Source organism: Streptomyces sp. NPDC028289 (assembly GCF_055565975.1).
The window spans coordinates 240,271-253,427 of the sequence record NZ_JBVHTI010000004.1; the positions used below are offsets into that span (position 1 = coordinate 240,271).

Annotated in this window: 8 protein-coding genes; 4 read left to right on the forward strand and 4 right to left on the reverse strand. The window is 72.2% G+C overall.

The annotated features are described in order from the left end of the window. Positions 1-4: 4 nt before the first annotated feature. Complete coding sequence (locus ACZ4UV_RS21090; protein WP_451019101.1) at positions 5-874, reverse strand: universal stress protein; 870 nt, start codon at positions 872-874, stop codon at positions 5-7. A 189-nt stretch (positions 875-1,063) separates the two neighbouring features. On the opposite strand from ACZ4UV_RS21090, the gene ACZ4UV_RS21095 reads away from it, so the two are divergent. From ACZ4UV_RS21095 to ACZ4UV_RS21110, 4 genes are all read left to right on the forward strand, one after another. Continuing rightward, a complete protein-coding gene (locus ACZ4UV_RS21095; RefSeq protein WP_451019102.1) occupies positions 1,064-2,740 on the forward strand; it encodes an NAD(P)/FAD-dependent oxidoreductase in 1,677 nt (558 codons plus the stop codon). Next, positions 2,737-4,215, forward strand: a complete 1,479-nt coding sequence (locus tag ACZ4UV_RS21100; protein WP_451019103.1) for an ATP-binding protein — start codon at positions 2,737-2,739, stop codon at positions 4,213-4,215. Before ACZ4UV_RS21095 ends, ACZ4UV_RS21100 begins: the two co-directional genes overlap by 4 nt. Then, positions 4,212-4,565 carry a UBP-type zinc finger domain-containing protein gene (locus ACZ4UV_RS21105; RefSeq protein ID WP_451019104.1) on the forward strand — a complete coding sequence of 118 codons (354 nt, stop codon included), beginning with the start codon at positions 4,212-4,214 and terminating at the stop codon, positions 4,563-4,565. Before ACZ4UV_RS21100 ends, ACZ4UV_RS21105 begins: the two co-directional genes overlap by 4 nt. A gap of 123 nt (positions 4,566-4,688) precedes the next feature. Then, on the forward strand, positions 4,689-7,565 hold the full coding sequence (locus ACZ4UV_RS21110) for a helix-turn-helix transcriptional regulator (RefSeq protein ID WP_467839736.1): 2,877 nt from the start codon (positions 4,689-4,691) through the stop codon (positions 7,563-7,565). A 22-nt stretch (positions 7,566-7,587) separates the two neighbouring features. Here the strand turns inward: ACZ4UV_RS21110 and ACZ4UV_RS21115 are convergent, their stop codons facing one another. From ACZ4UV_RS21115 to ACZ4UV_RS21125, 3 genes are all read right to left on the reverse strand, one after another. Continuing rightward, positions 7,588-8,889: an SGNH/GDSL hydrolase family protein gene (locus tag ACZ4UV_RS21115; protein WP_467839739.1), complete on the reverse strand. Its 1,302-nt coding sequence runs from the start codon at positions 8,887-8,889 to the stop codon at positions 7,588-7,590. Then, a complete protein-coding gene (locus ACZ4UV_RS21120; RefSeq protein ID WP_467839741.1) occupies positions 8,886-11,231 on the reverse strand; it encodes a glycosyl hydrolase family 95 catalytic domain-containing protein in 2,346 nt (781 codons plus the stop codon). The genes ACZ4UV_RS21115 and ACZ4UV_RS21120 overlap by 4 nt, the downstream gene beginning before the upstream one ends. Before the next feature lie 110 nt (positions 11,232-11,341). Beyond that, positions 11,342-13,138, reverse strand: coding sequence for an alpha-galactosidase D (locus ACZ4UV_RS21125; protein WP_467839744.1), 1,797 nt, complete (start codon positions 13,136-13,138; stop codon positions 11,342-11,344). Positions 13,139-13,157: the final 19 nt, after the last annotated feature.

The window sequence follows — 13,157 nt, forward strand, 5'->3', positions numbered from 1 at the left end:
CGAGTCACTCGTGCGGGACGACGGCCACCGGGCAGTCGGCGTGGTGCAGCACCCCGTGCGCGACCGAGCCGATGCGGGCGCCGACCGCCGTGCGGTGGGCGCGCCGGCCGACGACCATCAGCTGCGCCCGCGCGGCCACCGAGAGCAGCACCTGCCCCGCGCTGCCCATCTCCACGTGCTCGGCGACCGGCACGTCCGGGAACCGCTCGCGCAGCGGCCGTACCGCCTCGGAGAGCGCCTTCTTCTCGTAGGGCTCCATGCCTCCGGACTCGTCGAGGAGCTTGAGCGAGCCCGGGCTGTAGGCGAAGACCGGCGGCAGGGTCCAGGCCCGCACCACCCGGACCGTCGCGCCCCGGGCAGCCGCCGTGCCGAACGCGAACTCCAGTGCTGCCGCGCTGTCCTCCGGGCCGCCCTGCTGACCCACGACCACCTCCCGTCCGGCGGCCTCCGCAGTGGGCCGGTCACCGGCGCGCACCAGTACCACCGGACGTGCGGCCCCGGCGATCACCTGCTGTCCGACGGAGCCCAGCAGGAACCCGACGACCCGGCCGTGCCCGCGCGAACCCAGCGCCAGCAGCTCGGCCCCGGCCGCCGCGTCGGCCAGCACCTCGACCGGGCCGCCCTCCCGCACGTCGACGCTCACCGCGAGCTCCGGATACCGCCCGGTGACGGTCCGCACCGACTCGGCCACCCCGTCGGACACCCACCCGCGCTGGGCCTCCCGGTCACCGCCGAGCGCCTCGTGCTGCTCGTACCGCCAGGCGTGCACCACCCGCAGCGGCAGCCCCCGGCGCACCGCTTCCCGGGCCGCCCAGTCGAGAGCGGCAAGGCTCTCCTCCGTACCGTCGACCCCTGCCGTGATCGGGCGTGTCATGCACCGGCCTCCTCGTCGGTTCCGCGTCTGCGTGATCAGTCTTCCGCACTGACGGGTGCCCGCTGTGCACCCTCGTACCAGAGCGCAGGCGAGCGATCGAACATACGATGGGCGGGAACCGGTACGGTGTCCGCGCCCCCTCCAGGGGTCCGCCGTGCCGTGGAACCAACGGCTCGGGGTGGGAGACGTATGGCACAGGCTGCCGACGCAGCACGGACCGTCATCATGACCGTGGACGACGACCCGGGGGTCTCCCGTGCCGTCGCCCGGGACCTGCGGCGCCGCTACGGCGCGTCGTACCGGATCGTGCGCGCGGAGTCCGGGGAGTCGGCGCTGGACGCGCTGCGGGAGCTGAAGCTGCGCGGCGACCTGGTGGCCGTGATCCTGGCCGACTACCGGATGCCGCAGATGAACGGCATCGAGTTCCTGGAACAGGCCCTGGACGTGTACCCGGGCGCGCGGCGGGTGCTGCTGACCGCGTACGCGGACACCAACGCGGCGATCGACGCGATCAACGTGGTCGATCTGGACCACTATCTGCTCAAGCCCTGGGATCCCCCGGAGGAGAAGCTCTACCCGGTCCTCGACGACCTGCTGGACGCCTGGCGGGCCAGCGACTACAAGCCGGTGCCGGCCACCAAGGTCGTCGGGCACCGCTGGTCGGCGCGCTCCTCGGACGTGCGGGAGTTTCTGGCCCGCAACCAGGTGCCGTACCGCTGGTACTCGGTGGAGGAGCCGGAGGGCCGGCGGCTGCTGGCCGCGGCCGAGGTCGACGGGGACCGGCTGCCGCTGGTGATCACACCGGACGGCACCCCCCTGGTGGAGCCGGAGGCTCCCGAGCTGGCCGCGCACGTGGGCCTGGCGACGACCCCGACGGCGGACTTCTACGACCTGGTGGTGATCGGCGGCGGCCCGGCCGGGCTCGGGGCGGCCGTGTACGGGGCGTCGGAGGGGCTGCGGACCGTGCTCGTGGAGCGGTCGGCGACCGGCGGCCAGGCCGGACAGAGCTCCCGGATCGAGAACTACCTGGGCTTCCCGGACGGTGTCTCGGGCGCCCAGCTCACCGACCGGGCCCGGCGGCAGGCCGCCAAGTTCGGCGCGGAGATCCTGACCGCGCGCGAGGTCACGGCCCTTGAGGTCAACGGGGCCGCACGGGTGGTGCGGTTCGCGGACGGTTCGGCGGTCGCGGCGCACAGCGTGATCCTGGCGACCGGTGTGCAGTACCGACAGCTGGAGGCCGCGGGCTGTCTCGACCTGACCGGCTGCGGGGTGTTCTACGGCTCCGCGCTCACCGAGGCCACCTCCTGCCAGGGCCAGGACGTGTACATCGTCGGCGGCGCCAACTCGGCCGGCCAGGCGGCGATGTACCTGTCCCGGTTCGCCAAGTCGGTGACCCTGCTCGTCCGCGGCGCCGACCTGTCGGCGTCGATGTCGTACTACCTGATCCAGCAGATCAACGAAGCTCCCAACATCTCCGTGCGCAGCCACACCGTGGTGGACGCCGCGCACGGCGTCGAGCGCCTGGAGCAGCTCACCCTGCGCCATGTCCGCAGCGGGGACCGGGAACAGGTCGACGCCCAGTGGATGTTCGTCTTCATCGGGGCGGCACCGCTCACCGACTGGCTCGGCGACACGGTGCTGCGGGACGGACGCGGGTTCATCCTGGCCGGGCCGGACCTGACCGTCGACGGACGGCCGCCGGCGGGCTGGGAGCTGGACCGGCCGCCGTACCACCTGGAGACCAGCATTCCCGGCGTGTTCGTGGCGGGCGACGCACGCGCCGAGTCCGCCAAGCGTGTAGCGTCCGCCGTCGGAGAAGGAGCCATGGCAGTGATGCTCGTCCACCGGTATCTGGAGCAGTCATGAGCGGGCAGCTGATGCCGTGCAGCCCGAAGGAGATCGGTGCGCTGTTCCTGTTCGAGAAGCTGGAGCCGGAGCAGCTCGGGCGGCTGTGCGCGGCGGGCCGGGTGGAGCTGTTCCAGCCGGGTCCGGTCTACACCGAGGGTGAACCGGCCACCTGCTTCTACGTGATGGTCGAGGGCACGGTGGTGCTCTCCCGGCAGGTCGGCGGGGACGACGTCGAGGTCACCCGGACCTCGCAGTCCGGCGTGTACGCGGGCGCCATGCAGGCGTACCTCGGGGACCGGGTGCGGCAGGCGTACAACAACTCGATGCGGGTGACCGAGCCGACCCGGTTCTTCGTGCTGCCGGCCGACACGTTCGCGGAGATCATGCAGGACTGGTTCCCGATGGCCGTGCACCTGCTGGAGGGCCTGTTCTTCGGTTCGAAGAACACCCAGGCGGCGATCGGACAGCGCGAACGGCTGCTGGCGCTCGGCTCGTTGTCCGCCGGGCTCACCCACGAGCTCAACAACCCGGCCGCGGCGGCCGTGCGGGCCACGTCCACGCTGCGCGAGCGGGTGGCGAAGATGCGGCACAAGCTCGCGATCATCGCCGAGAGTCCCTTCTCCCGGGAGCAGCTGGCCGGGCTGATCGAGATCCAGGAGCGCACCGCCGAGCTGGTCGCCAAGGCGCCGGCGCTCAGTCCGCTGGAGGCCGCCGACCGCGAGGACACGCTCACCGACTGGCTGGAGGACCACGGCTGCGACAACGCCTGGCAGATCGCGCCGACCTTCGTACAGGCCGGTCTCGACGTCGACTGGCTGGACCAGGTCGCGGTGGCCGTGGACGAGGAGATCCTGCCGAACGCGATCAGCTGGCTCAACTACACCATCGAGACAGAGCTGTTGATGAACGAGATCGAGGACTCGACCACCCGCATCTCGAACCTCGTCGACGCGGCCAAGCAGTACAGCCAGCTGGACCGGGCGCCGTACCGGGTGGTGGACGTGCACGAACTCCTCGACAGCACCCTGCTGATGCTGTCCGCGAAGATCGGGCAGGACATCCGGGTGGTCAAGGAGTACGACCGTACGGTCCCGCCGGTCCCCGCCTACCCCGCCGAGCTGAACCAGGTGTGGACCAACCTCATCGACAACGCGGTCTGCGCGATGAAGGACGGCGACGGCGCGGGCGGCGGACACGGCACGCTGACCGTGCGGACCGCGCTCGACCACGAGCAGCTGCTGGTCGAGTTCCGGGACACCGGGACCGGGATCGCGCCGGAGATCAAGGACCGGATCTTCGACCCCTTCTTCACGACCAAGCCCGTGGGGCAGGGCACGGGGCTCGGTCTGGACATCTCGTGGCGGATCGTCGTGAACAAGCACCACGGCAGCCTGCGGGTGGAGTCGGAGCCCGGCGACACCCGGTTCCAGGTGCTGCTACCGCTGACCGCCGAGACGCCCGAGGAATCCGAGACACCTGTGGAGGCAGTATGAGCGGCGACACCGCGATAGACCCGAACGTTCCGCCGAGCGGCGCCGGGTGTGTGGAGTGCGACGCGGCGGGGGGCTGGTGGTTCCATCTGCGGCGGTGTGCGCAGTGCGGGCACATCGGGTGCTGCGACGACTCGCCCGCGAAGCACGCGACGGCGCACTTCCGTGACACCGGGCATCCGGTGATCCGTAGTTACGAGCCGGGCGAGGGGTGGTTCTGGAACTTCGAGACGGAGGAACTCTACGAGGCCGGGCCGGAGTTGGCGCCGCCGGTGAGTCATCCCGCGGAGCAGTCGGTGCCGGGTCCCGCGGAGCGGGTGCCGGCGGACTGGGCGCGGGTTCTGAGGGGCTGAGCCGCGTGCCTACGGGGGTGGGGGGTTCTGTGGTGACGGCGGCTGCAGGTGCGTCGTGGCTGGTCGCGCAGTTCCCCGCGCCCCCGGCGGGTCTGGCCTCGCGCGTCTTGCGAGGATGAGGGCGTGTCGCAGAGATCTTTCGGCAGCCCTCTGATCGGGCGGGACAACGAACTGGGCCGCCTTGCCTCGGTGCTGGAGCGGGCACGGAACGGCAGTGGGCAGGCCCTGCTGGTCGCCGGGGACGCGGGGGTCGGCAAGACCCGGCTGCTGGACGAGGTGGCGGTCAGGGCGGCCGCGGACGGAACGACCGTCGTCGTCGGGCACTGTGTCGATCTAGGGGATGTGGGACTGCCGTATCTGCCGTTCACCGAGATTCTCGGGGTGCTGGCGGGTGATGAGCGGTTCGGTGGGGTGCTTGCCGCGCATCCCGTCGTGGAGCGCCTGCTCGGTGCCGCCTCGGACTCCTCCCGCGACGCCGACGCGCGGCTGCGGCTCTTCGAGGGTGTGGCCGGGTTGTTCGCGGATCTCGCGGCGAGCGCTCCGCTGCTGCTGATCCTGGAGGATCTGCACTGGGCCGACCAGTCGTCCCGGGATCTGCTGCGGTTCCTGCTCAGCCGCGGGGTGCTGCCCCGGCGGCTCGCCGTGCTGGCCTCCTACCGTGCCGACGACCTGCACCGGCGGCATCCGCTGCGGCCGTTGCTCGCCGAGCTGGTGCGGCTGCCCGGGGTGGAGCGGCTGGAGGTGCGGCCGCTGGCCGACGGCGAGGTGGCGCGGCTGGTGCGGGCGCTGGAGGAGCGGCCGCTGGCGGAGGCGACCGTACGGGACATCGTCGAGCGGGCCGAGGGCAACGCCTTCTACACCGAGGAGCTGGTGGCCGCCGCCGGCGCGGACGGCATGCCGACCGGACTCGCCGATCTGCTGCTGATCCGGGTCGAGCAGTTGTCGGAGACGGCCCAGCAGGTGCTGCGGACGGCCGCGGTGGCCGGGCGCCGGGTCGGGCACGATCTGCTGCGGGACGCGGTCGGACTTCCGGACGAGGAGCTGGAGGCCGCCCTGCGGGAGGCGGTGGGGCGGCAGTTGCTCGTCGCCGGGGACGGGGACACGTACGCCTTCCGGCACGCCCTCGCGCGCGAGGCGGTGTACGGCGATCTGCTGCCCGGGCAGCGGGCGCGGCTGCACGGCACGTACGCCGGGCTGCTCGCCGCCCGCGGGAGCGGGGCGGCGACGGCCGCCGAGCGGGCGCACCACTACCGGGAGAGTCACGATCTGCCCGAGGCGCTGGCCGCCTCCCTGGAGGCCGCCGGTCACGCCCGGCGGATGGGTGCCCCGGCGGAGGAGCTGCGGCACCTGGAGACGGCCCTGGACCTGTGGCCGGCCGTGCCGTGCGAGGCGCGGCCCGCCGGCGAGGGGCTGGACCCGGTGAGTCTGACGCTGCGGGCGTCGGCGGCGGCCGCGCACTCCGGGGACGCGCACCGGGCCGTGTCGCTGACCCGAGCCGCGCTGGCGGGCGCCGGCCAGGACGCGGATCCCGAACTCGCCGCCCGGGTGCGCTACACCCTCGCGGGGAACCTGATCACCGTCGACAACCTCGCCGCCGCGTTCGCCTACAGCAGCGAGGCGCTGGCGATGATCCCCGCCGAGCCGCCGTCCCGGACCTGGGTGTGGGCGGCGGCCACGCATGTCATGGCGGCCCGTCAGGTCGGTGACGACGCGACCGCGCTGCGGGTCGCGCGGCAGGCCCTGGAGGTCGCCGAGCGGATCGGTGCCACCGCCGCCCGGGCCGACCTGCTGATCTCCCTGGCCCGGCTGGAGGGCGGCGGGCGCCACACCGGGGAGGGCCGGGAGCGGCTCCGGGAGGCGCGGGAGCTGGCCCGGGAAGCCGGGGACACCCCGGTGGAGATACGGGCGTTGTTCAGCCTGGCCATCAGCTGCTTCGAGTCGGGTGAGCTGCGGGAGTCCCTGCCGTGGATCACCGAGGGGCTCGACCGGGCCCGGCGGTCGGGGCTGCTGTCCTCGCCGTACGCGCTGGAGATGCGGTACCTGCGGCTGCTGGTGCTCTTCACGCTGGGGCGGTGGGACGAGTGTGTGCGGGTGGCCCGCGAGGATCCGGCGCCCGGTTTCGCCGAGGGGCCCGTCCTGTACGTAGCACTGGCCCGGGGCGAGCCGGATGTCGTGGCGCGGGCAAGGGCGCTGCTCGGGGAGCCGTTCGACTGGATGGGCACGTTCGTCGGGGGAATCGTGCTGACGGACGCGGCCGCGCTGCGGGGTGATCCGGAGGAGGCCGTGGCCCGGGCGCGGGAGACGGTCGCGGTGCTCTCCGACGGGTTGGGGCGGGCGCCGCACGTGACGGTCCGGCTCGCCGCGCTCGCGCTGGCGGCGGTCCCGGACCGGGCGGCGGCGCAACGGCGCGGCGACGGGAGCGAGGACCGCTGGACCGGCGTCGCCGGTGAACTGGTGGAGCTGGCCCGATCGGCGGCCGGGCCGCAGGGTCCGGAGGGGCAGGCCTGGCTGGCGCGGGCCGAGGCGGAGTGGGCCCGGGCCGTGTCCGGGCCGGCGGTGGCGGCCTGGGAGAAGGCGGTGGCCGCGTTCGCGTACGGCGATGTGTACGAGGCGGCGCGGGTGCGGCTGCGCTACGCCGAGGCCCTGGCGGCCGACGGGCGGCCTGCGGAGGCCGCGGAGCAGGCACGGGCGGTCCGGGAGACCGCGGTGGCGCTGGGGGCCGCGCCGTTGCTGGCGCGCTCGGACGCGTTGCTGCGCCGGTCGGCGCCGGTGGAGAACCCGGTCTCGCCGCTGACGGCACGCGAGCAGGACGTGCTGCGGCTGCTGGCGCTGGGCCGCAGCAACCGGCAGATCGGCGAGGAGCTGTTCATCACCGGCAAGACGGCGAGCGTGCATGTCTCCAACATCCTCGCCAAGCTGGGCGCGGCGAGCCGTACGGAGGCGGTGGCGATCGCCTACCGGGAACGTCTGATCACCCCCGAGCCGACGGCCCGGGGGTGATCGGACGGGGGGTCCAGGTGGTTCAGCGGTCGCAGTCGAGGCCCGCCAGGTCGACGGAGTCGGCCATGGCCTGCATTCCCTTGTCGTTGGGGTGGATGTGGTCGCCGCCGTCCAGGAACGGCAGCATCCGCGCCTGGTCGTAGGGGCTGCGCAGGATCCGGTCGAAGTCGGCGATCCCGTCGAACTCCCCGCTGGTGCGGATGTACTGGTTGACCTGCCGGCGTACCGCCTCGCCCGCCTGGTCCCACTCCGGCCAGCCCTCGAACGGCCCGACGGTCGAGGCGACCACGCACTTCCCGGCCGCGTGCGCCCGCCGGACGACCTGCTGGTATCCGGCGATCAGGTCGGCCGCGGTGACCCCGGTGTGGGCCTTGATGTCGTTGACCCCCTCGAAGAGGAAGACGGTACGGACGCCCGGCTGGCTGAGGACGTCGCGGTCCAGCCGGTTGAGGGCCGCCTGCCCGGCGCCGTCGGCGAGGACCTTGTTGCCGGAGATCCCCTCGTCGGCCACGCCCTTGACCTCGGTGCCGGCCTTCTGGAGCCGGCGGGCGAGGTAGTCGGGCCAGCGCCGGTTCTGGTCGCTGGTGGAGGCCCAGCCGTCGGTGATGGAGTCGCCGAGCGCCACCACCGCCCCGGTGTCCGGGTTCTTCGGCCGTACGGAGACCGAGTCGAGGTACCACCAGGATCCTGTGGTGCCGGTCCAGTTGGCGGCGCTCTCCTCGGCGGTGTGGTCGCCCTGGGTGAGGTAGGAGGTCTGCATGGCCATCCCGTGGCCGGTGGCGGGGCCGGCCGCGTCCGGGCTGTGCAGGCTGACGACCAGGTTGCTGCCGGCGGGCAGGGTGCCGGGCAGCGGGTCGCTCCACACGGTGGCGCCGGCCGGCACGGCGACCGTGCGGGCGCCGTCGAAGGTCAGCCGCCTGTTGCTGCCCGGCTTGAGGGCGGCGCCCGCGCTCTGCAGACCGGCGTAGACGCTGTCCAGGTTCAGCGGCCGGTCGCCGAAGGCGTTGGACAGCCGCACCCGCAGGTCGCTGCCGGCCGTGCTGGTGTGCACGACCAGCCGGTAGCCGCGGTCGGCGGTGCCCTGTCCCAGCTGGTCGGCGCCGGCCCCCCAGGTGACGACGTCGTGCCGGGCGGAAGCGGCGGACCGGGAGGAGGACGGAGCGGGCCGAGCGGGTTGGGGGGACTGCGAGGACTGCGGGGACTGTGACGACGGCGACGCGGAGGACTCCCGCACGGGTGTCGCCCCGGCGGGCCCGGTCTGGCAGGCGACCGTGGCCAGTAAGACGGCGGCGACGCCGACGAGCCGCGCGAACCGGCCGGTCACCGCGCCAGGTCCTTCAGCGTGACGGACGTGCCGGGCTTCAGCGTGATCGTCCGGGTCTTCCCGCCGTAGGCGACCGTGGTCGTACGGCCGCCCACGCTGCGGATCCGGGCCTCCGTCGGCCGGCCGTCCCGCCAGCTCAGGTCCACGACGAAGCCGCCGCGCGCGCCCGCTCCGGTGACCTTGCCGGAGGCGGCCCAGGCGTCGGGGAGGGCGGGCAGGAGTTCCAGGTGGCCAGGGCGGGAGTACAGCAGCATCTCCAGGATGGCGGCCGGGGTGCCGAAGTTGGCGTCGATCTGGAAGATGCCCCGGCCCTGCTCGACCTCGTAGATGTCGAAGAGGTTGGGCGAGGTGCCGTTGCTGCCGTTGCTCGAGGGGCGGAGGTTGCGCACGACGAGCTGGTAGGCCTTGTCGGCGTCCTTGAGCCGGGCCCAGCACAGCGAGCGCCAGGCGTTGGCCCAGCCGAAGCTGTCCATGCCGCGGGCGGTGAGCAGGGCGGTTGCGCCCTTGACGATGTCGGCGGGGGTGGAGCCGTCGGGGCGGATCCGGTCGCCGGGGAAGAGGTTGATCAGCGGCGAGAGGTGGCGGTGGGTGGTCTCGCCGAGGTTGTCCGGGGACATCCACTCCTCCAGCCAGCCGGTCTTGGGGCTCACCACCGGCAGGTAGAGGCGTTCGCGCAGGCCGCCGATGGTGGCGGCGTATCCAGCATCTCTCTTCAGCTCGGCGGCTGCAGTACGGAAGTTCCCGAACAGGATCCAGACCTGTTCCTGCGCGTAGGTGATGCCCTTGGCGTCCAGCGGTCCCTGCTCCGGCGACCAGTCGCTGTCCGCGATCAGCACTTCCTTCCCGTCCTCCAGGGTGGTGGTGAGCAGCCGCGCCGCCCAGAACTCGCAGGCACCCTTGAGGAGAGGGTAGATCTTCTCCAGGTGGGCGCGGGACCGGGTGAACTCGTAGTGCTCCCAGAGGCTCTGGCACAGCCAGGCGTTGCCCGCCGGGTGCCACCACCAGCCGCCTCCGCCGAAGGGGTTGGTGGAGATGGCGACGGTCCAGCCGGCGACCTTGCCGTTGGAGTTGCGGTAGCGGTTGCGGGAGTCCTGGAAGAGCCGCTGGGTGAGGTCCGTCCAGGACGGGAGCTGGGCGACGCAGTAGTCGGTGAACGCGTCGAAGCACTGGGACAGGCCCAGCCGGTCGGACATCCAGTAGTTCATCTGGATGTTGATGTCGGTGTGGTAGTCGCCCATCCAGTCCGGGTCGTTGCCGTCCAGCCAGAGGCCCTGGAGGCCCGTCGGCAGGCTGTCGCGTGATCCGGCGATCATCAGGTAGCGGCCGAACTGGGCGTAGGCGGCCTCGAGTTCGGGGTCGGGATCGCCGGTGTCGGCGCGGGCCTGGAGACGCGCCCAGGTGTCCAGTTCGCGCTGGTCCGCCGTCGACGTACCGAGGGAGAGGTCGAACTGGCCGAACAGCGCCCGGTGGTCCGCCGCGTGAGTGCGCAGCAGGGAGTCCGCGGAGTGCCGGGCGGCGGCCTTCACCTTGGTACGGGCCAGCGCCACCGGGTCGACGGAGGTGTCCCGGTAGCCGGCGGCGGCGTCCGGTGCGTAGTCGGTGCCGCCGCTGAGGACGACGGTGAGCTCGCGGCAGTCGGCGAAGCTGATGTGCGATCCGCTCACCCGCACGCTGCCGCCGCTGCCGTACGCCTTGACGGCGGCCCCGTACTTCAGTCCGTTGGCGAAGGACCCGGCGAACGACTCGGCGGTGCCGCCGGTCTCCCCGTGGGTGCCCTCCAGGGTGATGGTGCCGGTGTAGCGCCCGCCGCCGTCCTGGCCGAAGTGCAGCACGATCACGTCGTCGGGACGGCTGGCGAACACCTGCCGCCGGTACGTCACGCCGGAGCGGACGTAGGACGCCGTCACCACGCCGTTGTCGAGGTCGAGGGTGCGGCGGTAGTAGGAGACGGCGCCCAGGTCGTGGTCGGGTATCTCGACGGTGAGCCGGGCGAGGAGGGTGAGCGAGCCGAAGTCCGCCCGGCCGTAGGGGAACTGGCCGTCGGAGTCGAGGGTGTCGTTGAGACCGCCGGTCCACAGGGTGGCGTCGGTGACCAGGAGGAGCTCACGGCCGGAGTCGTTGCCGGCGAGGGCGCCGAGCCGGCCGTTGCCGACGGGCAGCCCCTGTGTGATCATCGACCCGTCGTCGGCGGGCGCCTGCCACCAGAGTTGATGGCGAGGGGTGGCGAGCGGTTCGGAGGACCGCACCGGCGCGGCGGATGCGGTGAAGGAGGGCAGCCCGGCCAGGGCTCCGGTGGCTGCCGCGAGGGCCAGGAAGCTGCGTCTACTGGGTTGGTTGTCCATGGAGTTCCAATCCGACGTCCGTGAGGAGGGCGCCCCCTCGGGGGCGCGGGGAACTGCGCGACCGGCCCCCACCGGCCGGCAGTTCCCGAACCACGCGCTTACCGAGGCCGCTAACGGGGCGACTTGGGAACGTCGATCCGGTCGACGTCCGGCGCGTACCCCGACCCGCTGTCGAAGCTGATCGTGTTCGCACCGGCCTTCAGCACCACCGGCACACTCACCGTCGCCACGGTCCCCCAGTCCCCGGTGGACGGGAACTTGTGGCCGGTCCCTGCCCCGGAGTTGGCCGCGACGGTGGCCGGCCGGGAGTCACCGCTGATGTAGGCCACCTTCACCAGATACGTACCGGCCTTGTCGACCACCACGTCGTTGAAGGTCAGCTTGCCGCCCTGGTACAGGTTTCCGACCTTCTTCTGGCCGGAGCACGCGTCGCACCCGGCGACAGAGGCGTTTCCGCTCAGCGTGTTGCCGCTCGCCTCGGCCTCGTACCCGGTGGAGGCCAGCGCGCTGCCCTTCGGCGTCACGGTGAACAGGCGTGAGCCGTGGGCCGGCAGCGCTTCCGTGATCTTGTTCTGGAAGCTGCCCAGGTTCTCGTGGTTCCACAGGTCCCGCACCGACGCCTTGCCGGTGAATCCCAGTGCCGTCCAGTCGGCCGTGACCGCCGAGGGCGAGTCCGCGAGGTTGAACAGGGCGACGGTGTACGTGCCGTCGGCGTTCTTCGCGGCCCAGACCTGCTGCGGGTCGGACGGGGTGATCGGCCGGGCCGGCGGGTTGTCGCTCTGGTCGATCGCGATGACGTCGCGGTTGGTCAGCAGGGAGACGCCGTAGTCGTCCAGCTTGGTGATGTCGTCACCGGTGAACAGGGGCGACTTGGCGATGGCCCACAGCGTGGCGTAGCTCTGCCGTTCGGCCTTGGTGAGGCCGTCCATCGCGCCGTTGCCGACGTCGAGGGAGTCGAGGTCGTTCCAGCCGCCGGGGCCCGCCTTGCCGGTCCAGGCCGGGGTGTCGTCCCAGCGGTCGTCGACGGAGTTCTCCCAGCTGACGAGGGTGTTGCAGTAGCACTCGACGTCGGTGTCGATGCGCCAGCCGTTGGTGTACTTCTGCCAGTCGGCGGCGTGCCCGAAGTCCAGGGACCAGGAGGCTTCCAGGTGGATCGGGCGGCCGGTGGCGGCGATCGCCCGGTGCCAGGCGGCCACGTCGGCGACGTTGTCGTACTGGTCGCCGCTCTTGCCGGAGCCGGGGCCGACGCCGTCGAGCTTGAGGAAGTCGTAGCCCCAGGCGGCGAGCAACTGGGCCTGCGAGTCTATGTACTTCTGCGCGCACGGCTTGTCGAAGTCGAGCTTGTACGAGCTGTCCCAGCCGTTGGTGGTGCGCAGGTCGTCGTAGACGACGTCGGCGGTGGTGCAGCCCTCGGCGTTCCAGATCGGCGTCTTGCCGTCGCCGTACGCGCCCTTCTCCAGGCCCACCGGGAGGTAGATGCCGGCCTTGAGGCCCTTGGCGTGGATGTGGTCGGCGACGGCCTTCATGCCGCTGGGGAAGCGGGCGGGGTCGGCCTTCTGACGGCCGTACTGGTCGTACCCCTGCTTCCAGTTCCAGTCCATCCACCAGCCGGCGTCGATGTTGACGTAGTCGTAGCCGTACTTCTTCAGTTTGCTCGCCAGGGCGTCGGTCTGCTTGAGGACGTTCGCCTCGGTCAGGTAGCTGTAGTCGCCCTTGTCGTTCAGGCCCGGGTACTTGGACGACTGCATGCTCCAGCTCGACCAGCCCATGTAGGGCTTGGCGGCGATCGGGGCGGGGGTGTCGGCCTGCGCGGCGGGCACGGTGGCCGCGAAGGCTGCCGTGAGTGCCAGCACGAGGACGGTTCTCAGCCCGCGTACGGGCAGGGCGGATGTCGAAGGTGACCGCATGGGCCCTCCAGGGTTCGGG